Origin of the sequence: Labrys sp. LIt4, assembly GCF_017813775.1 — a bacterium.
Classification (GTDB): Bacteria; Pseudomonadota; Alphaproteobacteria; order Rhizobiales; family Labraceae; genus Labrys; species Labrys okinawensis_A.
Genome location: NZ_JAGIPY010000014.1, coordinates 115,127 through 141,451, shown reverse-complemented (window position 1 = coordinate 141,451; position 26,325 = coordinate 115,127). Strand labels below are relative to the sequence as shown.

The 26,325-nt window shown below is 63.9% G+C and carries 23 protein-coding genes; 15 read left to right on the top strand and 8 right to left on the bottom strand.

All coding sequences use genetic code 11. The annotated features are described in order from the left end of the window. The first annotated feature begins 186 nt into the window (after positions 1-186). Both J8I29_RS23035 and J8I29_RS23030 read left to right on the top strand, forming a co-directional pair. The gene (locus tag J8I29_RS23035; protein ID WP_209433432.1) at positions 187-1,995 is read left to right on the top strand and encodes a caspase family protein; all 1,809 of its coding nucleotides are present in this window, start codon (positions 187-189) and stop codon (positions 1,993-1,995) included. Positions 1,996-2,148: 153 nt separating this feature from the next. Then, entirely contained in the window at positions 2,149-4,671 is a 2,523-nt protein-coding gene (locus J8I29_RS23030) for a caspase family protein (RefSeq protein ID WP_209433431.1), read from the top strand. A 20-nt stretch (positions 4,672-4,691) separates the two neighbouring features. Here J8I29_RS23030 and J8I29_RS23025 read toward each other — a convergent pair whose 3' ends face one another. From J8I29_RS23025 to J8I29_RS22990, 8 genes are all read right to left on the bottom strand, one after another. Next, on the bottom strand, positions 4,692-5,648 hold the full coding sequence (locus J8I29_RS23025) for a dipeptide ABC transporter ATP-binding protein (RefSeq protein ID WP_105863535.1): 957 nt from the start codon (positions 5,646-5,648) through the stop codon (positions 4,692-4,694). Then, positions 5,648-6,634, bottom strand: coding sequence for an ABC transporter ATP-binding protein (locus tag J8I29_RS23020; protein WP_209433430.1), 987 nt, complete (start codon positions 6,632-6,634; stop codon positions 5,648-5,650). The genes J8I29_RS23025 and J8I29_RS23020 overlap by 1 nt, the downstream gene beginning before the upstream one ends. A gap of 3 nt (positions 6,635-6,637) precedes the next feature. Next, a complete protein-coding gene (locus J8I29_RS23015; RefSeq protein WP_105863537.1) occupies positions 6,638-7,570 on the bottom strand; it encodes an ABC transporter permease subunit in 933 nt (310 codons plus the stop codon). After that, on the bottom strand, positions 7,560-8,576 hold the full coding sequence (locus tag J8I29_RS23010) for an ABC transporter permease subunit (RefSeq protein ID WP_105863538.1): 1,017 nt from the start codon (positions 8,574-8,576) through the stop codon (positions 7,560-7,562). The genes J8I29_RS23015 and J8I29_RS23010 overlap by 11 nt, the downstream gene beginning before the upstream one ends. 81 nt (positions 8,577-8,657) lie before the next feature. Then, positions 8,658-10,265 carry an ABC transporter substrate-binding protein gene (locus J8I29_RS23005; protein ID WP_105863539.1) on the bottom strand — a complete coding sequence of 536 codons (1,608 nt, stop codon included), beginning with the start codon at positions 10,263-10,265 and terminating at the stop codon, positions 8,658-8,660. A gap of 544 nt (positions 10,266-10,809) precedes the next feature. Further along, on the bottom strand, positions 10,810-11,136 hold the full coding sequence (locus J8I29_RS23000) for a DUF2853 family protein (protein WP_209433440.1): 327 nt from the start codon (positions 11,134-11,136) through the stop codon (positions 10,810-10,812). Between the two features lie 162 nt (positions 11,137-11,298). Then, the gene (gene gshB / locus J8I29_RS22995) at positions 11,299-12,240 is read right to left on the bottom strand and encodes a glutathione synthase (protein WP_105863541.1); all 942 of its coding nucleotides are present in this window, start codon (positions 12,238-12,240) and stop codon (positions 11,299-11,301) included. Between the two features lie 244 nt (positions 12,241-12,484). Beyond that, entirely contained in the window at positions 12,485-13,690 is a 1,206-nt protein-coding gene (locus J8I29_RS22990) for a serpin family protein (protein WP_209433429.1), read from the bottom strand. A 341-nt stretch (positions 13,691-14,031) separates the two neighbouring features. Here J8I29_RS22990 and hisB point away from each other — a divergent pair, with 341 nt between their 5' ends. The 13 genes from hisB (at position 14,032) to J8I29_RS22925 (ending at position 26,315) form a co-directional block, all read left to right on the top strand. Then, entirely contained in the window at positions 14,032-14,625 is a 594-nt protein-coding gene (hisB, locus tag J8I29_RS22985; protein WP_105863543.1) for an imidazoleglycerol-phosphate dehydratase HisB, read from the top strand. A 4-nt stretch (positions 14,626-14,629) separates the two neighbouring features. After that, positions 14,630-15,178, top strand: coding sequence for a DUF2628 domain-containing protein (locus J8I29_RS22980; protein WP_209433428.1), 549 nt, complete (start codon positions 14,630-14,632; stop codon positions 15,176-15,178). Beyond that, on the top strand, positions 15,175-15,825 hold the full coding sequence (hisH, locus tag J8I29_RS22975) for an imidazole glycerol phosphate synthase subunit HisH (RefSeq protein ID WP_105863545.1): 651 nt from the start codon (positions 15,175-15,177) through the stop codon (positions 15,823-15,825). Before J8I29_RS22980 ends, hisH begins: the two co-directional genes overlap by 4 nt. Beyond that, positions 15,813-16,553 (top strand): 1-(5-phosphoribosyl)-5-[(5-phosphoribosylamino)methylideneamino]imidazole-4-carboxamide isomerase, encoded by a 741-nt coding sequence (gene hisA, locus J8I29_RS22970; protein ID WP_181161232.1) that lies wholly within the window; start codon positions 15,813-15,815, stop codon positions 16,551-16,553. The genes hisH and hisA overlap by 13 nt, the downstream gene beginning before the upstream one ends. Before the next feature lie 210 nt (positions 16,554-16,763). Then, positions 16,764-17,612 (top strand): imidazole glycerol phosphate synthase subunit HisF, encoded by an 849-nt coding sequence (gene hisF / locus J8I29_RS22965; protein WP_209433427.1) that lies wholly within the window; start codon positions 16,764-16,766, stop codon positions 17,610-17,612. 25 nt (positions 17,613-17,637) lie between these two features. Further along, positions 17,638-17,955: a phosphoribosyl-ATP diphosphatase gene (locus J8I29_RS22960; protein WP_209433426.1), complete on the top strand. Its 318-nt coding sequence runs from the start codon at positions 17,638-17,640 to the stop codon at positions 17,953-17,955. 29 nt (positions 17,956-17,984) lie between these two features. After that, positions 17,985-18,938 carry a type I pantothenate kinase gene (coaA, locus tag J8I29_RS22955; RefSeq protein WP_082979986.1) on the top strand — a complete coding sequence of 318 codons (954 nt, stop codon included), beginning with the start codon at positions 17,985-17,987 and terminating at the stop codon, positions 18,936-18,938. A gap of 143 nt (positions 18,939-19,081) precedes the next feature. Beyond that, positions 19,082-20,635: a Ppx/GppA family phosphatase gene (locus J8I29_RS22950; protein ID WP_209433425.1), complete on the top strand. Its 1,554-nt coding sequence runs from the start codon at positions 19,082-19,084 to the stop codon at positions 20,633-20,635. A gap of 195 nt (positions 20,636-20,830) precedes the next feature. Further along, a complete protein-coding gene (locus tag J8I29_RS22945; RefSeq protein ID WP_209433424.1) occupies positions 20,831-22,060 on the top strand; it encodes an argininosuccinate synthase in 1,230 nt (409 codons plus the stop codon). A 324-nt stretch (positions 22,061-22,384) separates the two neighbouring features. Next, positions 22,385-23,329, top strand: coding sequence for a substrate-binding domain-containing protein (locus J8I29_RS22940; RefSeq protein ID WP_105863551.1), 945 nt, complete (start codon positions 22,385-22,387; stop codon positions 23,327-23,329). A 260-nt stretch (positions 23,330-23,589) separates the two neighbouring features. Continuing rightward, entirely contained in the window at positions 23,590-24,576 is a 987-nt protein-coding gene (locus tag J8I29_RS22935; RefSeq protein ID WP_105863666.1) for an ABC transporter permease, read from the top strand. Between the two features lie 3 nt (positions 24,577-24,579). Next, a complete protein-coding gene (locus tag J8I29_RS22930) occupies positions 24,580-25,338 on the top strand; it encodes an ATP-binding cassette domain-containing protein (RefSeq protein ID WP_105863552.1) in 759 nt (252 codons plus the stop codon). 230 nt (positions 25,339-25,568) lie between these two features. Then, entirely contained in the window at positions 25,569-26,315 is a 747-nt protein-coding gene (locus J8I29_RS22925; protein WP_209433423.1) for an HAD-IIB family hydrolase, read from the top strand. The last annotated feature ends 10 nt before the right edge of the window (positions 26,316-26,325 follow it).

The following is a 26,325-nucleotide window of genomic DNA, read 5'->3' as shown; positions in this document are numbered from 1 at the left end:
CTGACCGCCAATTTGCAGAAACCCGGCATCGAGATCGGCAAGCTGTTCCGCCTGGTGCGCGACGACGTGATGAAGGCGACCGACCGCAAGCAGGAGCCCTTCACCTACGGCTCCCTGCCCGGCGAAGACTTCGTCTTCAATCCGGGTTGAGGGCTGGGGTCCGGATATGAAAAAAGGTATGTTGTCATGCACCGATTGAAGTTGCCCCCACCCAGGGCATTCCTTGGGGCATTCCTCGTCATAGCCTTTGGCGCGATCTTAACCGGACCCACATTGGGGCGAACCACTCTTTCCGCCGCTGAATGGAAACGCCTTGACACGAATTGCGCCAATCAAAAAGATATAGAAAAGCAGATTGACGCATGCACCTCTCTTTTAACTTCCGGAACCTTAACACCAAAGAACCGCGCGATTATATTATATAATCGTGCGACCGCTTATGGAACTCAACTAAAGTACGATTTAGCACTCGCCGATATTGAACAATCCATTACTTTAGATCCAAAAAAAGCGATTTATTATTGGAAAAAAGGAGATCTTCACTTTAGCCTTCGGGAATACGAAAAAACTCTCTCCGACTTCGACGCCTCGTTGCGCTTAGACCCAAATGATATTGGCGTACGGAGTGATCGTGGCGCGGTGCTGATGAGACTCGGCCGCCCGGCCGAGGTCATTCCCGATGTAACTGCGATGATAGAGCGGGGTGGAAACAGAGTTACCGCCGGTCATTATAATCTTCGCGCCATTGCTCTAATCGAGCTCGGTCGCCGCGAGGAGGCAAAGCCGGATTGTGCCAAGGCCGAAGCTCATGCGACCTTGAAGCTCGAAAGCAATCGCAGCAATCTCATCGAACGAGCCTTCGCTCGCGTATGCAACAACAATCCAGACGGCGCCATCGCGGATGTGAATGAATATCTCGCTGCCTCATCCAGTGACGAAAGTGCCCATGAGGCTCGTGCTCTCGCTTACGCGGCCAAGAAAGACCACACGAAAGCTCTTGCGGATTTTTCCGAAGCAATCCGTCTGGGGGGTAAGGGCTTCCTTTTGCGCGAGCGCGGCGATGCCTATCTGGCCGCCAACCAGCCCGAGCAGGCGATCATCGATTATCAGGCGCAACTGAGTTTGACGCCAACCAACGCCTTGGCGACAATAGGGCTCGAAAAGGCCCGACAGGCATTGTCGGCCAAGCTGGCGGCAACCGCCGGCACCCCGCAGGGCAGTAATGCCTCAGCCACGGCCGGTTCGCTGCAGGCGGCCACGCTCGGGGCCCCGCCCTCTCAGGCCAAGGCCGAGCTCGGCCGCCGGGTCGCCTTGGTGATCGGCAATTCCGCCTATGCCAATGTCGCGGCCCTACCGAACCCGAAGAACGACGCAGCCAAGGTCGCCGACACCCTGCGCAAGATCGGCTTTGCCGAGGTGACGCTGGTGGAGGACACCGATTTCCGCAGCCTCAACCGCGCCCTGCAGCACTTCGCCGGCCAGGCCGACGGGGCCGACTGGGCGGTGATCTACTATGCCGGCCACGGCATCGAGATCGCCAACACCAATTATCTCGTGCCGGTCGATGCCAGGCTCGCCTCGGACCGTGACGTCACCTTCGAGGCCGTGCCGCTCGACCGGGTGATGGCGGCCAGCGAGGGCGCCAAGGGCATGCGCCTGGTCATCCTCGATGCCTGCCGCAACAATCCCTTCCTCGCCAACATGACCCGCAAGACGGCCACGCGTGCGGTCTCGCGCGGCCTCAGCCGGGTGGAGCCGGATGGCGGTACGCTCGTCGTCTACGCCGCCAAGGCCGGCGAGGTCGCCCTCGACGGCAGCGGCGGCAATTCGCCCTTCGTCACCGCCCTGACCGCCAATTTGCAGAAACCCGGAATCGAGATCGGCAAGCTGTTTCGCCTGGTGCGCGACGACGTGATGAAGGCGACCGACCGCAAGCAGGAGCCCTTCACCTACGGCTCCCTGCCCGGCGAAGATTTCGTCTTCAATCCGGGCTGAGGGATAGGCCATGGAGCAGCTGTGTTCACCAGGGAACTGCAACCTCCCGCAGTTATGGCGAGAAGCCCTAGGATGCAGGTATGCGCCCAAGCTCAGGTCTCTTCGGCCTGACGATCAAAGACTTGGCCCAATCTACCGATCCGGGGTTCTGTAATGTTGCGCTTGAAGACGATTGCCGCCCTGATCGGGCTGACGCTGGCCATCGCCACGCCGGCCACGGCGCAGATGATCGATTATTCCCGCTTCGAGAAGGCCAAGCGGATCGGCGATCAGTTGAGCAGCACGCAACTGCGCCAGTTGCAATCCGACCTGTCGTGGAACACTGGCTACAACAGCCTGACCAATTTTCCCCTCTGGGGCAGTTTTGACGAGGCGACCTTCGTCGCGATCCGGAATTTCCAGTCGCATAATCTGGGAAGCCTGAACATCAAACCGCTCGAGGAAAACAGCATCCCCTCGCCCGAATTGATCAAGCTCGCCCGTACCAAGGCAGCCAAGCAGAAAGCCTTGCTCGACTTCAGGACCGCCAGCGCCCAGGGCATGACCATCGACTACCCGGCCTCGCTGCTGCCGAGCCGCGAAGAAACGCCGACGGGCCTGCGCCTGCGTGCGCCACGCTGGGACATGAGCGTGGAATTGCAGGCTTTTTCGGCAGGAGACATGCCGTTCGAGGCGCGTTTCGAAGCCATGAAGGCCACGCCGGAGGTGACCCGGATCGTTCAGGCCAAGCTCTTCAAGGCACGGGCGGAGCGTAACCCGACCTATTTCGTGCTGTTCGGCACCAAGGACAGCCTGGGCTTCTATGCTCGCTTCATCAAGGGCGCCGACGGTTCGGCGCGGGGCATGATCATCCGCTGGAATGCCGACACCGGCAAGGACACCACGCAGATGGTGGAGATGTTCGAGGCCTATGACGCCTTTGGGGTGATGATCGGTTCGCTGCGGCTGGATGACGACGATAGCAGCTCGGCAGCGGAGGCGCCGGTGTCGGAGGCAGCCGATCTCAGGGCCAATCGCCAGCTCTGTGGACAGGCCAAGGCTGCCGACGACATCATCAAGGCCTGCAGCGACGTGCTGGCGGTCGGCGACCTGCTGCTGCCCCAAACGCTGGCCGTTACCAATTCGAACCGGGGCTGGGGTTTCTACCTCAAGGGCGACTACGACAAGGCCATTGGCGATTTCAATGAAGCCATTGCCCTGCGGCAGGACGATACATACGCTTTTTCGGGGCGTGGCCATGCCCGTTTCGCCAAGGGCGACAATGCCCAGGCCATTGCCGATTTCGACCAGGCCTTGCGCCTGAAACCCGACAGGATCGACCTGCTGAGCTATCGCGCTTCCGCCGCCCTCCGGCTCGGCCGTCTGCAGGAAAGCATCGACAACATCACCTCCGTGGTTGCCGCCGGCAAAGCCGTAACCCCGGACTATCTCAATCGCGGCATGGCCCTGCTCGAGCTCGGCCGTAAGGATGAGGCCATTTCGGATCTAAGCCGCGCCGTCGATCTCGCCAGCGATGACCTGACTGCCGATCCCGCCAAGAATGCCTATAGCCTGATGTATCGCGCCATGGCCAAGGCCTATGGCAACGACCCCGACGGCGCCATCGCCGACGCGACGCGCTATCTGGCAGCCACGCCGCAATCCCCGGAGGCCTTCCACGCCCGCGGGCTCGCCAACGCAGCCAAGCAGGATTACCCAGCGGCCATCGCGGACTATACCCAGGCCATCAAGCTGGGCCGCAAGAGCTTCATTCTGCGCCAGCGCGGCGACGCCTATCTCGCCTCCGGCCAGCCCGACCTCGCCGTCGCCGATTATCTGGCGATGCTGCGCCAGTTCCCCAGCAATCCGCTGGCCGCCTCGGGTCTCGAAAAAGCCAAGCAGGCGGTGGTCCAGAAGTTCGGGACCAGCACGCCGCCGGCCTCCGGCGAAGGCACCGGCGGTGCGCAACAGCCCGCGCAAGCTCCCACGCCGATGGGCAAGCGCATCGCCCTCATCATCGGCAACGGCGCCTATACCGGCACCAGCCCCCTGCCCAATCCCAAGCGCGACGCCGCCAGGCTGGCGGAAACCTTCCGCAGCATCGGCTTCACCGACGTCACCCTGGCGGAAGACCTCGACAACCAAGGCTTCAACCGGGCCCTGCAGGCGTTTTCGGACAAGGCGGCGCAGGCCGACTGGGCGGTGGTCTACTATGCCGGCCATGGCATGGAGGTCGACAACGTCAACTATCTCCTTCCCATCGACGTCAAATTGAAGAGCGAACGCGACATCCTCTTCGAGGCCGTGCCGCTCGATCGCGTGATGGCGGCAGGCGAAGGCGCCAAGTCGCTGCGCCTGGTCATCCTCGACGCCTGCCGCAACAACCCCTTCGAGGGCAGCATGGCCAAGAAGAGCGCGACGCGCGCCGTCACGCGCGGCCTCAGCCGGGTCGAGCCGGATGGCGCGACCCTGGTGGTCTATGCCGCCAAGGCCGGCCAGGTCGCCCTGGACGGGGCGGACGGCAACTCGCCCTTCGTCACCGCGCTCGACACCAATCTGCGCAAGCCCAATGTCGAGATCGGCAAGCTCTTCCGCCTGGTGCGCGACGACGTGATGAAGGCGACCGAACGCCAGCAGGAGCCGTTCACCTACGGCTCGCTGCCGGGCGAGGACTTCTTCTTCAATCCGGGGAAGTAAGGAGCGGGCTGCATAACCCCTCAGACCTCGAAGCAGGCAACCAGGCGATCGTGCTTCAGCTCCAGGCCCGGGCGTTCGTCCCGGCAATGGGGTTTGACGATCGGACAGCGCGGGTTGAAGGCGCACCCGGCCGGCGGAGCGAAGGGCGAGGGCAACTCGCCCTGCAATACGATGCGCTCGCGCTTGCGGTCGGGATCGGCCTGCGGCGTCGCCGACATCAGCGCCCTGGTATAGGGGTGCTGCGGCGCCGAGAACAGCGCGTCGCGCGAGCCCATCTCGACCGCCCGCCCCAGATACATCACCATCACGTCGTCGGCGATGTGGCGCACCACCGACAGGTCGTGGCTGATGAAGATGTAGGCGAGCTTGAACTCCTGCTGCAGTTCGGCGAGCAGGTTGAGCACCTGCGCGCGCACCGACACGTCCAGGGCCGAGACCGGCTCGTCCAGCACCAGGATCTTCGGCCTGAGCATCAGGGCCCTGGCGATGGCGATGCGCTGGCGCTGGCCGCCGGAAAACATGTGCGGATAGCGCAGCGCCTGCTCGGGGCGCAGGCCCACCCGCCTCATCATGGCAAGGGCGGCCTCGCGCCGCTCGCCCGCGCTCATCCGGGTGTTGACGAGCAGAGGCTCCTCCAGCGCCTGCGCGATGGTCTGGCGCGGATTGAGGGAGCCGAAGGGATTCTGGAACACGATCTGGATTTCGCGGCGCAGAGTCTTGCGCTGCTCTGCCGTCGCCAGCTTCACATCGATGCCGCCGATGGTCAGCGACCCTGCACTGGGCTGCTCGATCATGGTCAGCAGACGCGCCAGGGTCGACTTGCCGCAGCCGGACTCGCCCACCACCGCCAGCGTCTTGCCGGCCTCCAGGGAGAAGCTGACGCCGGCCAGCGCCTTGACGACCGCCGTGCCGCCGAACATGCCGCGCTTGACTTCATAGGAGCGCGCGAGGTCACGCGCTTCGACGAGGGCTGCCATTACACGGCCTCCATGCGGGCCGCTTCGCCACCCGCCAGCGGGTGGATGCACAAGGCCTGGTTGTAGTCCACGCCGGCCCGCTTCGGCGGCGCGGCGCGGCATTCATCGGTGGCATAGGAACAGCGCGGCGAGAACAGGCAGCCGCGCGGGCGGTCATACTGGCCGGGCACCACGCCGGGGATCGAGGGCAGGATCTGCGAGGTGGCCCGCTCCGGCAAGGCCGCCAGCAGGGCCGACGTATAGGGATGGCGCGGCGTGTGGAACAACGGGCCCGTCTTGGCCATCTCGACCTGCTGTCCGGCATATTGCACGATCACGCGCTCGGCGGTTTCGGCGACCACGCCCATGTCATGGGTGATCAGCACCACGGCCATGCCGCGTTCCTCGCGCAGCTTGACGAGGAGATCGAGGATCTGGGCCTGGATGGTGACGTCGAGCGCCGTCGTCGGCTCGTCCGCGATCAGCAGCTTGGGATTGCAGGAGATCGCCATGGCGATCATCACGCGCTGGCTCATGCCGCCCGACATCTGATGCGGAAAAGCCGAGAGGCGGCGTGCCGGATCGGTGATGCCGACGGCCTTCAGCAGGTCCACCGCCCGCTCCCGCGCCTCACGCCGCGATATCGACATATGAGTGCGTATGGCCTCGGTGAGCTGAAAGCCGACCGTGAAGCAGGGATTGAGCGACGTCATCGGCTCCTGGAAGATCATCGCCATGTCGCGGCCGATGATCTTGCGCCGCTCGCGCGGGGTGATCTTCTGCAGGTCCTGCCCGTTGAAGGAGAGCCTGTCGGCGGTGATGCGGGCCGTTTTGGGCAGGAGCCCCATCAGCGCCAGCATGGCAACCGACTTGCCGGATCCCGACTCGCCGACGATGGAGACGATCTCGCCGGGATCGATCGAGAGCGAGACCCCGTCCACGGCCCGGAAGAAGCCGTGCTTGACCTGGAACTCGACGGTGAGATTGGAGATTTCGAGCAGCGCCATGTCCTACCCTCGCTTCAACTTGGGATCGAGCGCATCGCGCAGGCCGTCGCCAAACAGATTGATGGCGACCACTGTGACCAGAATGCAGATGCCGGGCGCGATGGCGAGCCAGGGCGCGCTTTGGATGTCCTGGCGGACGTCGGAGAGCATGGCGCCCCATTCGGGAATGGGCGGCTGCGCGCCCATGCCGAGAAAGCCCAGCGCTGCAGCCTGCAGGATGGCGTCGGAGACGCCGAGCGTCGCCTGCACGATCAGCGGCGCCATGCAATTGGGCAGGATGGTGCGGAACAGCAGCCGGGGCGGCTTGACCCCCACCACCGTGGCGGCGGTGACATAGTCCTTCGACAATTCCCCGAGGGCGGCCGCCCTGACGATGCGGACATAGCGCGGCAGGAAGACGATGGTGATGGCCGCGACCGTCGGCACCAGGCCGGGCTGCAGGATGGCGACGATCACCATCGAGAGCACCAGGTCCGGGATCGACATGATCAGGTCCATCAGACGCATCAGGACGAAGTCGAACCAGCCGCCGAGATAGGCGGCGATCAGCCCGAGGATGACGCCGAGCAGCATCGAGACCGCCATCACGGTCAGGCCGATGCCGAGCGAGTAGCGGGCGCCATAGATCAGGCGCGAAAGCACGTCGCGGCCACCGCTCTTGTCGGTCCCGAGGATGAACTCCCAACTCCCGCCCTCGACCCAGGCCGGCGGCTGGCCGACATGACCGGGATGGCCGGCATCCGGCCAGCCCGGCGCGTTATAGGGTGCATAGGGCGCCAGGAAGTCGGCGAAAACAGCAACGAGAACCACCAGGACGAGCACGACAAGGCCCGCAACGGCGCCCTTGTTCTGCTTGAGCGAGTCCCAGATCTCGGCGGCAGCGGAAGGCGGCTTGGCCGGGCGGATTGCCGCCGCGGCTTGCGTGTCAGCGGCCATGGCGAATCCTTGGATTGATGACGCCGTAAAGCAGGTCGACGAAAAGATTGATGAAAGTGACGAGTATGGCGATGATCAGGATGCCGCCCTGCAGCGCCGGATAGTCACGGCGCGAGAAGGAATCGATCAGCCACTTGCCGACGCCGGGCCAGGAAAACACCGATTCCGTCTGCACCGCGCCGGCGAACAGCATGCCGATCATCAGGCCGACGACCGTGACGATCGGGATCATGGCGTTGCGCAAGGCATGCAGCCCGATCACCCGGACCGGCGCCAGCCCCTTGGCCCTGGCAGTGCGGACATAATCTTCGTTCAGCACTTCCAGCATGGCGGAGCGGGTGATGCGCATGATCACCGCCAGGGGGATGGTGCCGAGCACGATGGCGGGCAGGATGAGATGCTGCAATGCCGACCAGACGGCCCCTTCCTGATCGGACCAGAAGGCATCCCAGAGCATGAAACCGGTACTGGTTTCCTCGTCGAAATAGAACATCGTGTCGATACGCCCGCCGACAGGCGTCAGATCGAGCTTCAACGACACCAGCAGGATCAGGAGGATGCCGAACCAGAAGATCGGCATGGAATTGCCGATCACGGCGAAAGCGGTGGCGATGTAGTCGGCGAACTTGCCCCGCTGGAGGGCCGCGAGGATTCCGAAGGGAATGCCGAGTCCGACGGCGAAGATCATGGCCGCGAAGGCCAGTTCAACCGTGGCGGGAAAGAGGGTGAAGAACTCGCTCAGCACCGGCCGTTGGGTGACGAGGGAGGTGCCGAAATCACCATGCAGGAGTTGCCAGAGATAGCGGCCGAACTGCTCGTAGACAGGTTGGTCGAGACCGAGTTGGTGGCGGAATTCGGCCAGGCGTTCGGGCGAAATACCTCTTTCGCCCACACGCACTTCGACCGGGTCGCCGGGAACCATTCGAATGGCGAAAAACGCCAAGGCGACCAGCGCGATGAAGGTCGGAACGGTCATGGCGACGCGCTTGAGCAGGAAAGTCAGCATGGGCGCTCGCGGGTCAGCAGTAGAAAACAGGATACAAAAAGGCTGCCGGGCCGATGAAGACCTGGCAGCCTGAAAGCATGATTACTTCTTCAGATCGGTATCGAAGAACTCGAAGCGGCCGAGCGGCGAGGGCTTGAAGCCTTCGACGTTCTTGCGAACGGGCGTGTAGACCACCGTATGGGCGATGTTCAGATAGGGAACCTCGTCATGGGCGATCTGCAGCATCTCCTGGTAGAGCTTGGTGCGTTCGGCCTTGTCGAAGCTGGCGCGGGCCTTCTCCAGGCGTTCCTGGTGGTCCTTGTTGCACCAGCGCGGATAGTTCTGCGAGACGGGCTTCTTCTTCTCGATGTCACAGGCGAACAGGAAGAAGAAGTTGTCGGGATCGCCATTGTCGCCGGTCCAGCCCATCTGCGGCAGCGAGGCCTCGCCGTTCTGCAGGCGCTTGCGGTAGTCGCCCCATTCATAGGTGACGAGCTTGGCGTTGACGCCGATCTTGGCCAGATCGGCCTGCATCAGCTCGCCCATGCGCTTGCCGTTGGGATTGTACGGCCGGTAGACCGGCATGTACCACAGGTCGATGTCGATCGGGGTCTTCACCCCGGCATCGGCCAGAAGCTTCTTGGAAGCCTCGGGGTCATAGCCATATTCGGGAATCTTGTCGTTGTAGCCGAGCATGAAGGAGGGAATCAGCGTGGTCGAGGGCTTGCCGCTGCCTTCATAGACGTCCGAGAGGATCGCCTTCAGGTTGATCGCCTTGGCCAGGGCCAGGCGCACTTCCTTCTTGTCCAGCGGGGGCTTCTCCGTGTTGAAGGAGAAGTACATGTCGTTCAGGCCTTCATTGGTCAGGACCTTGATGTCCTTGTTGGCCTCCATCGACTTGAGGTCGGAGGGATTGGGGCCGACCATGACCTGGCATTCGTTCTTCTGCAGCTTGGCATAGCGGGCAGCCGCATCCGGCGTGATCGCATAGACGAGCTGATCGAGCTTGACCTTGCCGTTCCAATATTGCGGGAAGGCCTTGTAGCGGATCACCGCGTCCTTCTGATAGGCGACGAACTGGAAGGGGCCGGTGCCGACGGGCTCCTGGTCGAACTTCTCGGGCGTGCCGGCCTTCTGCAGGAAATCGGCATATTCGGCCGAATGGATGGTGGCAAAGTCCATGCCGAGATTGGCCATGAAGGGCGCATTCGGCTTGGTCAGGGTCATCTTCACGGTATAGTCGTCGACCTTCTCGATCGACTTCAACAGACCGGGCATATCCATGTCGTTGAAGTAGTCGTACGAACCGCCGGAAACCTTGTGATAGGCATTGTCATCCTTCCACTGGCGGTTGAAGGAGAACAGGACGTCGTCCGCGTTGAAGTCGCGGGTCGGCTTGAAGCCCTTCCAGGAGTGGAACTTCACGCCCTTGCGCAGATGGAAGACGATCTCGGTGCCGTCCTTGGAAACATCCCACTTCTCGGCGAGGCCGGGCCGCAGATCGGTGGTGCCCGGTGCAAATTCCACCAGCTGGTTGTAGACCGGCCGGGCGGCATCGAGCGAGGTGCCGGTGGTGTTCAGGGCCGGGGTGAAGTTCTCGGGACTTCCCTCCGAGCAATAAACCAGCGTCTTGGTCGCGGCCATTGCCGTCGTTCCCAGCAACGCGGCAAAGCCGGCCGCCAGAAGGCCTGTCTTCAGCAGTTTTGACATTTGTTCCCCACTGTCATGGTGCATTGTTCCGTCCGCCTGCAAGCGAACGCAAACGCCGAACGGGCATTCAGGGCGTGCCGTCGGTCATTGTTTCAGGCCAGACAAAAGCGTTTCGAGCCGAGGAGCAGACGCTCGAGGACGCCAGCCTTGCGGCTTGCCACGTCCGCCATGGGCCAAACCCATGGCCGAAACGACCTGCTCATCGGCCAAAGCCGCAGCGCCACCGAAGGCGGTGAGGCGATGAATGGCCCTCCGCAGCGCGGCTGCGCCTGCCAGGAAGCATGTCCCGGCCGCGCTTGCGCTCACCGGCCATTTTCGGCCTCATCTAGCTCCAAACCATACCCGACGTTACGCCCCTTGCCCAGTTGGCGCGTATGGAAGCCTTTTTATGCGTTTTCGGCAATCGGAATCTGACATTTCCGTGGCGTTTGTAATTTTTGTATCAGGAAGCGCCAAAGAAAAACCCCGCGGCAATTCCACGAGGCTTTTCTGTAACATAAAGTTACCCGAGCGGGCGGCGCGACGGGACGCGTCGCGACAAGAATCAGGCGGATTTCACAAAGAGGTCGAGCTTTTTGAAATGCTCGGCGAGGAGATAATAGACCGTCACGCGTGATTTCGAATTGTCGGCCTTCAACTTCTCGATCACCGCCACGACGGCCGCGTCAAGCTTGTCGTCCGCATCCGTCAAGGCAAGCTTCTTCTTGAGGAAGCTGTCGCGGACACGGGCAAGTTCCGCGGGATCCTTGCCGGCGACGAGCGAAGAGTCGCGATTACGCAGAGCAATACCGAGATGTTTCACGACACCGGCCACAGCGGCTTCGTTCACATTGGAGGTGTATTTCTTGATATCAGCGACGTAGGTAGCCAGATCAGACATCGGTGCGCATTCCTCCTGAATCACGATGCATCGGACGCAGTTATTTGCTGGTCGAAACAAGCGTGGAATATTAGGGCATGATTTGCCCGCAGGCGCCACCGCAAAGTGCAGCTTTCCCTACGGAAACCGTAGAGAAATGCACCCAAAAATCACTCAGCGCCGTTTTTCCTCGATCGCATCCCAGATCTGGGCGGCGAGATCGGGGCCACCGAGCCGCTTGATCGCCCGCAAGCCCGTCGGCGAGGTCACATTGATCTCGGTGAGATGGCCGTCGATCACGTCGATGCCGGTGAACAGCAGGCCCTTCTCCCGCAGGGCCGGCCCGATCCGATCGCAGATTTCCCGTTCGCGCGGCGAGAGGTCGGTCGGCTTGGCGGCGCCGCCGCGCACCATGTTGGAGCGGATGTCGCCCGGCTGCGGCACCCGGTTGACCGCGCCGGCGGCGACGCCGTCGACCAGGATGATGCGCTTGTCGCCTTCGGAGACCTTGGGCAGGAAATGCTGCACCACCCACGGCTCGCGCGACAGCGAAGCGAAGAGATCGTAGAGCGAACCGAAATTTGGATCCTGCCTGCTCACCTTGAACACGGCCGCGCCGCCATTGCCATAGAGCGGCTTCATCACCACGTCGCCATATTCGGCCCGGAAGGCCTCGATCTCGGCGCGGTCGCGGGTGATCAGCGTCGCCGGCATCAGGTCCGGAAATTCGGTGACCAGGATCTTCTCGGGCGCATTGCGTACATGGAAGGGGTCGTTCACCACCAATGTCCTGGGATGGATGCGCTCCAGCATATGGGTGGTGGTGACATAGGCCATGTCGAAGGGCGGGTCCTGGCGCAGCAGCACCACGTCGAAGCCGGACAGATCGGTACGGCTTTCTGCGCCGGCCTTGACGTGATCACCCTCGACATCCTGCACGGTGACCGGCCTGACCTGGGCGGAGACGACGCCGCCCCGCTGGGACAGGGTGTCGGGTGTGTAGACGGCCAACGAATGGCCGCGCGCCTGCGCCTCCAGCATCAGAGCGAAGGTGGAATCCCCCTTGATGTTGATGCGCTCGATCGGGTCCATCTGCACGGCAACGGTGAGCTTCATCAGGCAATTCCTCGGATTTCCAGGCTATCGAAAAAGGACTGCTAGTTAGATAGCCGCCGACGCCACGCCGCAACAGACGCCGGGACGGCTTACGACAAAAAGATTTGATCGAGAGCGGGAGACATCGACGAGGGCCGATCACCAGAGCCAGACTCCATGATCGCAAACGGAGCCGAGGAGGCCAAAATGGTCGATCTCGCTCCATCTCTCGATGGGGCTGAGGAGATCGACCCTCCTGGGAACGCTACTTCGCCTTGGATGCATCGCCGACATAGCCGGCCATCAGGGTCTGACCGCTGGTCTCGTCGCGCAAGGCGAACAGGAAGGGCTTGTCGGCGACGAAGGAGAGCTCCGGCTTGTCGGCAAGGCTGCGCGAGGTGATGGCGGTAGCCGCCGCAGCTTCAGTCCCCTTCTCGTCGATGGCGATGGCGACCTTCTGGATGATCTCGTCGATCTTCTGCGGCTTGGCCGAGAACTGGCGCAGCGCGTCCGGTGCGCCGGCGGCCGGATCGAGCCCGAGGCCATCGAGGCTGGCCCTGAGATCGCCACCGGCCTTGATGGTGAGGCGCGGCAGGGCGACGCTGCCGGTCATCTCGGCGAACCCCTCCCCCGTCAGCCAGCCGGAGACCTCCGAAAAATCGGCAAGGCCGGCCGGTTTGTCCGTGGTGGTGATCAGGATCAGCGCATAGCCCTTGGTGCGGTAGGGCAGGGAAACGCCGACGAAGCGCCCTTCCTGGCGGGCCAGCCGCGAGGCCGAACCCGAATGCATCATCGCCACCTTGGCCGCCCCGCCGTCGGCACGATGGAAATCGGCCTCGCCGGTCTGGGCGGGATCGAAGGCCATGCGCCACTCGTCCTTGAAATGCAAGGCGTTGAGCAGGACGAGGCCTCCCTTGTGCAGGGGATTGTCGATGAGGCTGGGGATGAGCCCGCGCGTGCGCTCCTTGACCAGGGCGTTGATGGCATCGCGCGTCGCCGGACTGGCGATGTCGGTGACCTCTACCGTCGCGCCCGCCTGCTTCAGTTTCGCCAGGGCGGCCGGCTTGGGAGCGGCCTCCCGGTCGAAATAGACCGCGCCGATGCCGGCCAGCGGGCTTTCATCCTTGCTGCCCGCGATCAGGGGCGAAAGGGCCTGGCGCAGCTTGGCGAAATCGCCGGCCTTGCCTTCGAGACGCAGCGTCTTGAGCAGCGCGGCATGCAGTTTCGGGCTGGCGCCGAGGTCGAGCAGCGAGAAGGCGGCCGCCAGGCTGGCCGGGGAAACCACGAGGTTGGGCTCGCCCGCCGCCGCCTTGCCCTGCGCGACGAGCAGATCGAAGCCGAAGCGGGCGGAGGCCTGCGATACGGCGCTCGGGGCCGATTGCGCTTTCTCGGCCGGCTTGGCATCTGACGATTTGGACTTGGGTGCGGCCTCCGCCTGCAGCGGCATGGCGGCGAGCAAGCCAAGGATCATCAAGGCTCTCCTCGATACTGCAAACTCTGCGCGGCGGCCCATGCCCCATCCTCCTCAACGGGCACCAATGCCCGGTCACTTGCCCCAGTTAAGCATGATGCCATGGACGCGCTGTATCGCAGAGCACCTTTCTGCGTGAATGCACCGCACAATACGGGCTTTCCCCGCACCCCCCGCCCCGCTATAAGGCTGCCCCTTGGGGGTCATGGTCGCGGCTCGGCCAGCGAATCCGGCCATGTCTCCCAGAGCAAAGCGAGAAACCGCGCCTTGCTCTCGTCGTTGCATCGCCCACGCCGAAAGTCGCCACCGCCTTTCGGCACCAGGTTCCAGCGGGGTCCGCCATGCGCAGCGCGTCGATCGAGCGCGTCACCAATGAAACGTCGGTGTCCGTGGCCGTCGAACTCGACGGCACCGGCAAGCACGACATCGCCACCGGCGTCGGCTTCTTCGACCATATGCTCGACCAGCTCGCGCGCCATTCGCTGATCGACATCACCGTGCGCACCAAGGGCGACCTGCATATCGACGACCACCATGCGGTCGAGGATACCGGCATCGCCCTGGGACAGGCCATCCGCAAGGCGCTGGGCGACCTCAAGGGCGTCACGCGTTATGCCGACGCCTATCTGCCGATGGACGAGACGCTGACGCGCGCCGCCATCGACATTTCGGGGCGTCCCTTCCTGGTGTTCAAGGTCGATTTCCCGCGCGAGAAGATCGGCACCTTCGACACCGAACTGGTGCGCGAATGGTTCCAGGCCTTCGCCATGAACGCCGGCATCACGCTGCATGTCGAGACGCTCTATGGCTCGAATGCCCATCACATTGCCGAAAGCTGCTTCAAGGCGCTCGCCCGGGCCCTGAAGTCGGCGATCGCCATCGACCCGCGCCTGGAAGGCCAATTGCCGACCACCAAGGGTAAGCTCGGAGGCTGAGACGATGCCGAGCTGGTTCGTTTTCGAGCCCGCCAAGACCGCTCCCGATACGCTGGAAGCCGCCGACAAGTCCGTCTTCGTCAAGGATGGCTTCAGCCTCGGCGCCTTTCTGGTCACGCCGGTCTGGCTGCTGTGGCGCAGGATGTGGCTGGTGTTCCTGGCCTGGCTGGGGCTCCAGGTGGCCCTTGCCGTGCTGACATCGACGTTCTCCCTGGACCAGCGCGCCGCCGGAATCGTCTCGCTCCTGGTCAGCCTCTGCTTTGCCCTGGAGGCAAATGCCCTGCGCGCCTGGACCATGCGCCGCCAGGGCTGGCGCTTCACCGGCATCGCCTCCGGCCACACCCTCGATGAAGCCGAACAACGCCATTTCGAAGGGCGGACGATCAACCTCCCGAACCCGCCCGCCGCAGGCCAATCGTGGCTGGGCCGATCGAAGCACGGGCAGGCAACGTCCGACCGCGATTTCGTCGGCCCCTGGTCGACGCCTGCCCCGAGCAGCGGCTCGCCGAGCGTACTCGGCGTCTTTCCCGAACCGCATGGAACAAAACCTTGATCGCGACCATCATCGACTACGGCTCGGGCAATCTGCATTCCGCCCGCAAGGCCTTCGAACGCGCCGCGACCGAAGCCGGCCTGTCCGTCGCCATCGAGGTGACCGATGATCCCGAGCGGGTGGCCGGCGCCGACCATGTCGTGTTGCCGGGCGTGGGGGCCTATGCCGATTGCAAGCGCGGCCTCCTCGCCGTGCCCGGCATGATCGAGGCCCTCGGCCATGCCGTCGCCACCAAGGGACGGCCCTTTCTCGGCATCTGCGTCGGCATGCAGCTGATGGCCGAACGCGGGCTCGAATTCGAGACCACCGCGGGGCTCGGCTGGATCGGCGGCGACGTCAAGGCGATCCAGCCTGCCGATCCGGCCCTCAAGGTGCCGCATATGGGCTGGAATACCCTGTCCGCCAGGCGCGGCCATGCCCTTCTCGCCGGCATACCGACCGGCCCGTCCGGCCTTCACGCCTATTTCGTCCATTCCTATCATCTGGCGGCCGCCGACCCGGCCGACGTGATCGCCGAGGCCGACTATGGCGGCCCGGTCACGGCCATGGTCGGCCGCGCCAACATGGTGGGAACCCAGTTTCATCCCGAAAAGAGCCAGACCCTCGGCCTGGCCCTGATCGCCAACTTCCTGCGGTGGCGCCCGTGATCCTCTTTCCTGCAATCGATCTCAAGGAGGGGCGCTGCGTGCGCCTCGTCCAGGGCGACATGGCCCAGGCCACCGTCTTCAACGACGATCCGGCCGAACAGGCGATCGCCTTCGAGGACATGGGCTTTTCCCACCTCCACGTGGTCGACCTCGACGGTGCCTTCGCCGGCAAGCCGATGAATTCGGCCGCCGTGGAACGCATCCTCGCCGCCTGCACCATGAAGGTGCAGCTCGGCGGCGGCATCCGCGACTTCACGACCGTGGCCGCCTGGCTCGACAAGGGCATCGCGCGGGTGATCATCGGCACGGCCGCGGTGCGCGATCCCGCTTTCGTCAGGCAGGCCGCCAAGGCCTTCCCAGGGCAGATCGCCGTGGGCCTCGATGCACGCGACGGCCTCGTCGCGGTCGAAGGCTGGGCCGAGGTCTCCACCGTGACCGCGGAGGAAATCGCCAAGCGTTTCGAGGATGCCGGCGTCTCCGCCATCATCTATACCAACATCGCGCGGGACGGCATGCTCAAGGGTATCGACTGGGACGGCACGCTGGCTCTGGCCCGGGCGATCTCGATCCCGGTGATCGCCTCGGGAGGGCTTGCCTCCATCGCCGACGTCGAACGCCTGGTCCAGCCGGATGCCGCTCTGCTCGAGGGCGCGATCGCGGGCCGTGCGCTCTATGACCGCCGCCTCGACCCTCGTGAGGCTCTCGCCCTGTTGGGCAAGACGGCCTGAGATGACGGGTCATCCCCTGCGCGGTGCTGCACGATGTGATGCGCAGACGCGGGACCGCGTGCCGAACGAGTGTCATTCTGAAAACGGTCCCGTATCTGCGCCGCAACATTTCATGTTGCATCGCGCACGGGATGACCATCCTCTCGTGATTTTCCTTTATAATTCTGTCATGGTGCCGATAACGGCCCACAGTTCCGGTCAAGAAGGTCGATGCTCAAAGCCCGCGTGATCCCCTGCCTCGATGTCAAGGACGGCCGTGTCGTCAAGGGCGTGAACTTCGTCGACCTCGTCGATGCCGGCGATCCGGTCGAAAGCGCGCGCGCCTATGACGCCGCCGGCGCCGACGAATTGTGCTTCCTCGACATCGCCGCCACCCACGAGAACCGCGGGCTGCTGCTCGACGTCATCAGCCGCACCGCCGAGGCCTGCTTCATGCCGCTCACCGTCGGCGGCGGCGTGCGGGCGGTGGAGGACATCCGCCAGCTCCTCCTCGCCGGCGCCGACAAGGTCTCGATCAACTCGGCCGCGGTGGCCGACAGGCAGTTCGTGGCCCGCGCAGCCGAAAAATTCGGCCAGCAATGCATCGTCGTCGCCATCGACGCCAAGAGGGTCTCCGCCGAAGGCGAGGACCATCGCTGGGAGATCTTTACCCATGGCGGCCGCCGCCCGACCGGCATCGACGCGGTCGCCTTCGCCGAGGACGTCGTACGGCTCGGTGCCGGCGAGTTGCTGCTCACCTCCATGGACCGCGACGGCACCAAGATCGGCTTCGACCTCGACCTCACCCGCGCCATCGCCGACAGGGTCGGCGTGCCGGTGATCGCCTCGGGCGGCGTGGGCACGCTCGAACATCTGGTCGAGGGCGTGCGCGACGGCCATGCCAGCGCGGTCCTTGCCGCCTCGATCTTCCATTTCGGCACCTTCTCGATCCGCGAGGCCAAGACGTATATGGCCAAGGCGGGCCTGCCGATGCGTCTCGACGGGCAAGTGGAGAATTCGATCGACTCCGATCCAATTCTCCACATGATTCAAAAAAAGGAGACGCGTTTTGCGATCTGACCAGATCGCAAAACGCTATTACAGCATGAGCTTTTCCTTGACCGATCTCGAAGCCCGGGTGGCCGAGCGCGCCAAGGCGCCGCCGGAGCAGTCCTGGACGGCCAAGCTGCTGGCCGGCGGGCCGCCGCGCGCCGCCAAGAAGTTCGGGGAAGAAGCGGTGGAACTCGTCATCGCCCTCACCGAGGGCGAGGAGGGTCCGATCGTCGCCGAAGCCGCCGACGTGCTCTATCATCTCATTGTCGGCCTCAAGGCACGCAACATTCCGCTGGAGTCGGTCCTGCAGGAACTCGAGCGGCGCACCGGCCAGTCCGGCATTGCTGAAAAAGCGTCCCGTCCTAGATGACGCCGATAGTTGAGGGGCAGGCAAACGCCATGGACCAGCTCGTGAAGTCGCCCGTGTCCCCCTACTCGGTGTTCACCCGCAGCGAATGGGCCAAGCTGAGGGCCGACACGCCAATGACCCTGACGGCGGCCGAGCTCGATCGCCTGCGCGCCCTCAACGACCCGGTCTCGCTGACCGACGTCGAAGAAATCTACCTGCCGCTGTCGCGCCTGCTCTCGCTCTATGTCGCGGCGACGCAGGGCCTGCACCGCGCCACCCAGCGCTTTCTCGGCACCAGCCAGGGCAAGGTGCCCTATCTGATCGGTGTGGCCGGCTCGGTGGCGGTCGGCAAGTCGACCACCGCACGCGTGCTGCGCCAATTGCTGACGCGCTGGCCGAACACGCCGAAGGTCGACCTGATCACCACGGACGGTTTCCTGTTTCCCAACGCCTTCCTGCGCGAACACGGCCTGATGGAGCGCAAGGGGTTCCCCGAGAGCTACGACACCCAGCGCCTGCTGCGTTTCCTGGCGGACATCAAGGCCGGCCAGGGCAAGGTCACGGCACCGGTCTATTCCCACCTCGTCTACGACGTGGTGCCGGGCGAGATCGTCACGGTGGACCAGCCCGACATCCTGATCGTCGAGGGGCTCAACGTGCTGCAGCCGGCCCGCCTGCCCCGCGATGGCAAGGCAATCCCCTTCACCTCGGACTTCTTCGACTTCGCCATCTATCTCGATGCGGAGGTGGCGCTGCTCAGGCGCTGGTATGTCGAGCGCTTCATGACCCTGCGCGAGACGGCCTTCCGCAACCCCCTCTCCTTCTTCCGCAAATATGCCGATCTCACCGAGGCCGAAGCGCTGGAGACGGCCCTCGGCCTGTGGAGCCGCATCAACCAGCCCAATTTGATCGAGAACATCCTGCCGACCCGGCCGCGCGCCGACCTGATCCTGCGCAAGGGCGATAGCCACGACATCGAGCAGGTTTCGCTCCGGAAGCTGTAGTTCAGCCCTTTTCTCGGAGACGACACCAAGGTCAGGCTGACACTTTCCCCTACGGATGGACGAAGCGGCCTGCTTCCTCCATGATCCCTCGCACGCAATTCTGGGGCGACACCAGATTCCCGGCAGCCATTGGGGAGTGCTTCATGGGGACCAGTACCGGAAAGGCAGCCATTCATCGTCCGCTTGACCTCGATCCGAAGCGGGCGGGACGCCTCGATCGGGCCCACTACGGCATCATCGACATCGGCTCCAATTCGGTCCGCCTGGTGGTCTACGACCAGCTGGGCCGGGCGCCGCTGCCGCGCTTCAATGAAAAATCGCTCTGCCGTCTCGGCGAAGGCCTGGCCCAGACCGGCCTGATCGCCGTCGAAGGCTTCCGCCGGACAGTGGAGGCCGTGCGCCGCTTCCGCGCCGTGGCCGACGCCATGGGCGTGGCGCGCCTGGATGCCACCGCCACGGAGGCGGTGCGCCGGGCCGAGAACGGCAAGGACCTGGTCGAGGCCATCCGGGCCGAAGCGGGCGTCGATGTCCGCATCCTCAGCGGCGCCGAAGAGGCTCGATTTGCGGCGCTCGGCGTGATCTCCGGCTTCCACCGCCCCGTCGGCATCGTCGGCGACATGGGCGGGGGCAGCCTCGAGCTGGCCGCCGCCGAGGATGACCGGGTCGGCGAGGACTGGGTCAGTTTTCCCCTGGGAGCCTTGCCGGTCGAGGCCCTGATGCAGGGGCCGGACAATGCAAAGCGGCGGATCGATGCGCTGCTGAAGGACAAGACGCCGGCCTCCTTCCTGAAACAGCCGATCTTCTTTGCCGTCGGCGGGGGATGGCGAACCCTGGCCAAGGCCCATATGGCACTCAATGCGGCCCCGGTTCCGGTGGTGCATGGCTATCGCATCCCGGCGAGCGAGGCCCGCGCCTTCGCCAAGACATTGCTGCGCCTGCCCCCGGCCAAGATGGCCGAATTGCCGGGCATATCGCGCCGGCGCGCGCGCACCATGCCCGCCGCCGCCCTGGTGCTGGACCGCGTGCTTAAATATCTGGCGCCGGGCGAGGTGGTGTTCTCCGCCCTCGGCCTGAGAGAGGGATGGCTCTATTCGCAGCTCGACGCCGAAGAACGCTATCTCGATCCGCTGGTCGAAGGCGCCCAGCTGATCGGGTTGCCCGGCTCGCGCGTGTCCGATTTTCCGCCCGCTCTGGTTGCCTGGACCGAGGGCCTGTTTGCGGAAGAATCCCCGGCCGAGAAGCGCCTGCGCGTGACCTTGTGCGCCCTCTCGGATCTGGGCTGGCGCGACCATCCCGATATCCGGGCGGAGGAAAGCCACCGCCGCGTGTTGCAATTTCCCTTCATCGGCCTGGATCACGCCGAGCGAGCCTTCCTGGCCATCGCGCTTCATGCCCGCCACGCCGGCCGGTTCGATGCACCCTATCTAGCGGGAGCACTGAAACTGCTGTCGCCGGCGGAGCGCCGGCGTGCCGAGATCCTCGGGCGAGCCTTGCTGGTGGCCTACCGCCTGTCCGGCGGCACGCCTGCCGTGCTGGCGAATTCGCGCCTGTCGATCGGTTCGAACCGCCTGCGCCTCGAGGTCAGCCGTTCGGCCCGCGTGCCGGACAGCGAGGCGGTGAGCGAGCGCCTGTCCCTTCTGGCTTCCGCGGCCGGGGTGAAGTTCTCGGAGATCACCGAACTGGCGGAGGAAAGCTGACCCTCCTCGAACCGCGGTTTTCAGCCGGCTCTTTCTCTTTTGCGATCACAGCGTTTCCAAGAGCCGCCTGAAAGCCGGCGGTCCCGGGAAATATGCGGCCCGCCATGCTTGTCTTGTCGCAGCGGCTGACTATAGTCGCGCGCGATTTCTCGAACCGGGTTCCCGCCCGCTCTCATCCAACCCGAAGGCTCTTTGATGTCTCAATCCGTCAAGAAGGTGGTGCTCGCCTATTCCGGTGGCCTCGACACCTCGATCATCCTGAAATGGCTGCAGACCACCTATAATTGCGAGGTCGTCACCTTCACGGCCGATCTCGGCCAGGGCGAGGAACTGGAGCCGGCGCGCCAGAAGGCGCTGCTGCTCGGCATCAAGCCCGAGAACATCTTCATCGAGGATTTGCGCGAGGAATTCGTGCGCGACTACGTCTTCCCGATGTTCCGCGCCAATGCCCAGTATGAAGGCGTCTACCTGCTCGGCACCTCCATTGCCCGGCCGCTGATCGCCAAGAAGCAGATCGAGATCGCCGAGAAGACCGGCGCCGACGCCGTCTGCCACGGCGCCACCGGCAAGGGCAACGACCAGGTCCGCTTCGAGCTCGGCTATTATGCCCTCAAGCCCGACGTCACCATCATTGCCCCCTGGCGCGAATGGGACCTGCGCTCGCGCGAGGCCCTGATCAAGTTCGCCGAAGAGCACCAGATCCCGATCGCCAAGGACAAGCGCGGCGAGGCGCCCTTCTCGGTCGACGCCAACCTGCTGCACTGCTCCTCAGAGGGCAAGGTGCTGGAGGACCCGGCGGTCGAGGTGCCCGACTACGTCTATTCGCGCACGGTCAATCCGGAAGACGCGCCTGATACCCCGACCGTCGTCACCATCGACTTCGAGAAGGGCGACGCCGTCGCCATCGACGGCGTGAAGATGAGCCCGGCCGCCCTGCTCGCCAAGCTCAACGAGCTCGGCCGCATCAACGGCATCGGCCGCCTTGATCTGGTCGAGAACCGTTTCGTCGGCATGAAGTCGCGCGGCATGTATGAGACGCCCGGCGGCACCATCCTGCTGCCCGCTCACCGGGCCATTGAAAGCATCACGCTGGACCGCGGCGCCGCCCATCTCAAGGATGAGATCATGCCGCGCTACGCCGAGCTGATCTATAACGGCTTCTGGTTCTCGCCCGAGCGAGAGATGCTGCAGGCCCTGATCGACAAGAGCCAAGAAGCGGTGACCGGTTCCGTCCGCCTCAAGCTCTATAAGGGCGGCGTACACGTCATCGGCCGCGAGAGCCCCTATTCGCTCTACAGCCAGGACCTCGTCACCTTCGAGGAAGGCGCCGTGGCCTATGACCACCGCGACGCCGCCGGCTTCATCAAGCTCAATGCGCTCCGCCTGCGCACGCTCGGCAGCCGCAGGCGCAAGCTGGGCGTCTGATCCGGCTCGCATCCGAATTTAGAGTCTATCGCTGCCCTTCCCTCTCCAGGGAAGGGCTTTTTGTTGGTCAAAGCGCTTCAAAATCGAGAGCATTCGAGTTCACACGAGCCAGGGCAGACTAAATTTGATGCGTTGCAGCAAATATTTTCTGCACCGCGGCATGGACCGCGGAAGTAAAAACAGGCCGTTTCTTTCGACCGGCACGATAATTGTTCTACGGCAACACGATCACATATCAAAGATCGCATTGATTAATCGTATTACAATTGCCATGATCGCGCTCGTTGGTCCTCCAGAGACCCGGAACACGAGCAAGGCACTCCCATGATCAGGAAATTCGTCTTGGCTGTTGCCGGCGCGATAATGGCGCTGGCAGCCTCTCTCCCGATGGCGCAAGCCGCGCCGAAAACCTTCTACTGGATATCCCATGGCGGCCCGGCCGACCCGGTCTGGACTTATTTCCTGGCGGGCGCCAAGCAATGGGCCAGCGATACCGGCAACACGGTAAACACCTCCTTCCACAATGGCGACGTGGCTTCGCATCAGGAGGCCGTGCGCGCAGCGATCGCGGCGGGGGCGGCCGGCATCGTCACCACCAGCCCTGATCCCGGCAGCCTGATCAAGGTGGTCGATGAAGCCAACGCCAAGAAGATCCCGATCATCAATTTCAACACGCCCGATCCGCAGGCCAAGTTCGGCGCCTATGTCGGCGGCGACAACGTCAAGTTCGGTGCGGCCTGGGCCCAGTATCTGGTCGACAAGAAGCTGGTGAAATCCGGCGATTTCGTCTGGATGCCGGTCGAAATCCCCGGCGCCACCTATGGCGTGCAGGAGGAGCAGGGCATTTCCAGCGTGTTCAAGCCGCTCGGGATCACCTGGGAAGTCACCGAGGCGACGCTCGACCAGGCCGAGGTCATTTCGCGCATGACCGACTACCTCACCACCAACCGCAAGAAGATCAAGGCGATCATCGGCCTGGGCGACCTCGTCACTGGCTCGATCAAGCGGGTGTTCGATCAGGTCGGCGTCAAGCCCGGCGAGATCCCGGTGGTCGGCTGGGGCAACTCGCTCGACACCACCCAGGAAGTGCTGAACGGCTATGTCAACGCCGCGCAATGGCAGGATCCGCAGGCGACCAGCTATATCGCCCTGTCGATGGCGGCCATGGCCTCCAGCGGCATCCGCCCCGGCTTCAACGTCATCACCGGCGCGCTCTACGAGAAGGATGCCGCCCAGCAATATGACGACATCCTGAGCGGCAAGAAATAGGGCATTCGCAGGCGCTGGCGGCCGGAAATGTCTGTCCAGCGCGGCGGCCTCTCCTAATATGTATGAGGCACCGACCTTTGTCATGCCCGGGCTTGACCCGGGCATCCAGCGGCGAGCAACACAGCTGTCAAGCCTGAGTGGATTGCCGGGTCAAGCCCGGCAATGACAAAGGTCGAGCCAAGTCCGAACTCAGTGGACTGAGCACCTTTCTCAAAGCGCCCTTTCCTGCATCCGCCCCCACCACCGGCCAAGGACTTCTCGTGGAACAACGCTCCCTGCTCCAGCGCGCGATCGCCCGGCCCGAATTCGGCCCCTTCGTTCTCCTGGTCGTCGAACTCGCTATCTTCGGCGGCATCAATCCCGATTTCCTCTCGGCGGACAATCTCAGCAACATCCTGGCCTTCACCGTCGAGCTCGGCCTGATTGCCCTGGCGATGACGCTGCTGATGACCTCGGGCGAGTTCGACCTCTCGGTCGGCTCGCTCTTCGGCTTCTCGCCGGTGCTGATGTGGACGCTGTTCAATTCCGGCGCCACCCCGCTCTGGGCGGCCTTCCTGATCGCCCTGGTGGTCGCGGCGCTGATCGGCTGGGTGAACGGCCTCTTCGTCACCCGGCTGAAAATCCCGTCCTTCCTGGTCACGCTCGGCATGCTGCTGGTGGTGCGCGGCACGGCTCTCTTCGTCACCAATGGCTTTCCCCAGCGCACCTGGAATGCGGGCGACCAGCCGCTCGCCGAGCTCCTGGTCGGCACCTTCTATATCGGCAACTTCCGCGTCTACATGTCGCTGCTCTGGTTCGCCATCGCCGCGATCGTGCTCGGCTACGTCTTGACCAAGACCAAGGCTGGCAACTGGATCCAGGCGGCGGGCGGCAACCCCAATGCGGCTCGGGCGCGCGGCGTCAATGTCGATGCCACCAAGGTCTGGCTGTTCATCCTGTGCTCGGTGCTCTCGACGCTCGCCGGTGTCATCTCTTCGATCCGCACCTCCTCGGCCAATCCCAATTCGGGCACGGGCTATGAACTGGAGGTGATCGCCATGGTGGTGATCGGCGGCACCGCGCTCACCGGCGGCCGGGGCACCATCATCGGCACGGTGCTCGGCATCTTCATCCTGCGCGTGATGCGCAACGGGATCGTGCTGATCGGCGTGCCGGGCCTGGCCTACAACATCTTCATCGGCGCGATCATCCTGGGCATGATGGCCCTGCATTCATGGCTCGACCGCCGGCACCAGGAAGGGAGGTGAGCGATGCCCGAGACAAGCGAAGAACTCATCCGCATGCAGAACATCGCCAAGTCCTATGGCCGCATCCGCGCCATCGAGGACGTCACCCTCACGGTGAACCGGCGCGAGATCGTCGGGCTGCTCGGCGACAACGGCGCCGGCAAGTCGACCCTGATCAAGATCCTGTCGGGGGCGGTGGCCGCCACCTCCGGCGACATCTTCGTCCGTGGCAAGAAGGTGGAGATGCGCTCCACCACCGATGCGATCGCCCAGGGTATCGAGACGATCTACCAGGATTCGGCCCTGGTGCCGCAGCTCTCGATCGCCCGCAACCTCTTCCTGGGGCGCGAGCCGATCAAGGGGCCGCGCTTCCTCAACCGCCTCGACCAGGCCAAGATGAACGAAGTAGCGACCACGCTCCTGAAAAGGGTCGGCATCTCCAAGAACATCGCGCCGACCACCCCGATCGGCTCGCTTTCCGGCGGCGAGCGCCAGGCGGTGGCCATCGCCCGCGCCATGCATTTCGACAGCGACCTGATCATTCTCGACGAGCCCACCAACAATCTGGGCGTGGCGGAGACCCAGGGCGTGTTGAACTTCGTGCGCAATGCCCGCAGTTCCGGCCATTCCTGCATCTTCATCGCCCACAATATCCACCATGTCTTCCAGGTGGTCGACCGCATCGTCGTCATGCGCCGCGGGCGTGTCGTCGCCGACGACATCGATCCCAAAAAGACCAGTGTGGAGGCAGTGGAGCGGGTGATCACCGGCATGGACCACTGAAGAGCGACCGACCCTCTTCCCGGGAGCGCCAGCATCCTGCTGGCTCTTTGGTGCAGCGGCCGTTCGTCTGAGAGAAGAGCCAGCAGGATGCTGGCGGTCCCAGGGAAGGATGCATTGTGACATCTGCCCCGAAAGGGTGAGCCCGGCTGTACAATCGTAGAATGGCGCATCCGGCCAACTCGTCTATAACGGCCGGACTCTTTCCTTCCCCAGGGACATTGAAGCTCGTCATGAAGAAACTCGTCATTTTCGATCTCGACGGCACGCTTGCCAAGAGCAAATCGGCCATCGACGCCGAGATGGCCGCCCTGCTCGGCAAGCTTCTCACCGTCGCCCAGGTCGCCGTGATCTCGGGCGGCGACTGGCCTCAATTCGAAAAGCAGTTCCTCGCCAATCTGCCGGCCGGCGACCGCTTCGACCGGCTGCATCTCCTGCCGACCTGCGGCACGAAATTCTTTCATTTCGACGGAAGCAACTGGGTCCCGGTCTATCGCGAGGACCTGTCGGCCGAGGACAAGCAGCGCATCGTCGCCGCGCTCGAGGCCGCCTTCGAACAAGCCGGCTTCAAGCCCGAGCGGATCTGGGGCGAGCGCATCGAGGATCGCGGCAGCCAGATCACCATGTCCGCGCTCGGCCAGGAAGCACCGCTCGAGGCCAAGCACAGCTGGGATCCCGATTTCAAGAAGCGCACCATCCTGAAAACCTATCTCGACAAGTCGATCCCGGATTTCTCGGTGCGCATGGGCGGCGCCACCTCGATCGACGTGACGCGGCAGGGCATCGACAAGGCCTATGGCATCGCCAAGCTGCGCGACCGGCTGGGCATCGCCATCGAGGAGATGATCTTCGCCGGCGACGCGCTCTTCCCGGGCGGCAACGACTATGCGGCCAAGGAGGCCGGCGTCGACTCGATCCGCGTCAGGGATCCCGAGGAGACCAAGAGGGTGATCGAGACCATCATCGCCTGCCTGGGGTGACTGGTTCATT

What these genes read in the sequence shown, in the direction of transcription:
- J8I29_RS22960 (WP_209433426.1), top strand. Translation starts at nt 17,638, where the DNA reads ATGAGCTTTTCCTTGACCGATCTCGAAGCCCGGGTGGCCGAGCGCGCC.
- J8I29_RS22980 (WP_209433428.1), top strand. Translation starts at nt 14,630, where the DNA reads ATGCCGAGCTGGTTCGTTTTCGAGCCCGCCAAGACCGCTCCCGATACG.
- J8I29_RS23020 (WP_209433430.1), bottom strand. Translation starts at nt 6,634, where the DNA reads ATGGCGCTGCTCGAAATCTCCAATCTCACCGTCGAGTTCCAGGTCAAG.
- J8I29_RS22925 (WP_209433423.1), top strand. Translation starts at nt 25,569, where the DNA reads ATGAAGAAACTCGTCATTTTCGATCTCGACGGCACGCTTGCCAAGAGC.
- hisF (WP_209433427.1), top strand. Translation starts at nt 16,764, where the DNA reads ATGCTCAAAGCCCGCGTGATCCCCTGCCTCGATGTCAAGGACGGCCGT.
- J8I29_RS22940 (WP_105863551.1), top strand. Translation starts at nt 22,385, where the DNA reads ATGATCAGGAAATTCGTCTTGGCTGTTGCCGGCGCGATAATGGCGCTG.
- J8I29_RS22945 (WP_209433424.1), top strand. Translation starts at nt 20,831, where the DNA reads ATGTCTCAATCCGTCAAGAAGGTGGTGCTCGCCTATTCCGGTGGCCTC.
- J8I29_RS22950 (WP_209433425.1), top strand. Translation starts at nt 19,082, where the DNA reads ATGGGGACCAGTACCGGAAAGGCAGCCATTCATCGTCCGCTTGACCTC.
- J8I29_RS23035 (WP_209433432.1), top strand. Translation starts at nt 187, where the DNA reads ATGCACCGATTGAAGTTGCCCCCACCCAGGGCATTCCTTGGGGCATTC.
- J8I29_RS23005 (WP_105863539.1), bottom strand. Translation starts at nt 10,265, where the DNA reads ATGTCAAAACTGCTGAAGACAGGCCTTCTGGCGGCCGGCTTTGCCGCG.
- gshB (WP_105863541.1), bottom strand. Translation starts at nt 12,240, where the DNA reads ATGAAGCTCACCGTTGCCGTGCAGATGGACCCGATCGAGCGCATCAAC.
- coaA (WP_082979986.1), top strand. Translation starts at nt 17,985, where the DNA reads ATGGACCAGCTCGTGAAGTCGCCCGTGTCCCCCTACTCGGTGTTCACC.
- hisB (WP_105863543.1), top strand. Translation starts at nt 14,032, where the DNA reads ATGCGCAGCGCGTCGATCGAGCGCGTCACCAATGAAACGTCGGTGTCC.
- J8I29_RS22990 (WP_209433429.1), bottom strand. Translation starts at nt 13,690, where the DNA reads ATGATCCTTGGCTTGCTCGCCGCCATGCCGCTGCAGGCGGAGGCCGCA.
- J8I29_RS23010 (WP_105863538.1), bottom strand. Translation starts at nt 8,576, where the DNA reads ATGCTGACTTTCCTGCTCAAGCGCGTCGCCATGACCGTTCCGACCTTC.
- J8I29_RS23025 (WP_105863535.1), bottom strand. Translation starts at nt 5,648, where the DNA reads ATGGCAGCCCTCGTCGAAGCGCGTGACCTCGCGCGCTCCTATGAAGTC.
- J8I29_RS23030 (WP_209433431.1), top strand. Translation starts at nt 2,149, where the DNA reads ATGTTGCGCTTGAAGACGATTGCCGCCCTGATCGGGCTGACGCTGGCC.
- J8I29_RS23015 (WP_105863537.1), bottom strand. Translation starts at nt 7,570, where the DNA reads ATGGCCGCTGACACGCAAGCCGCGGCGGCAATCCGCCCGGCCAAGCCG.
- J8I29_RS22930 (WP_105863552.1), top strand. Translation starts at nt 24,580, where the DNA reads ATGCCCGAGACAAGCGAAGAACTCATCCGCATGCAGAACATCGCCAAG.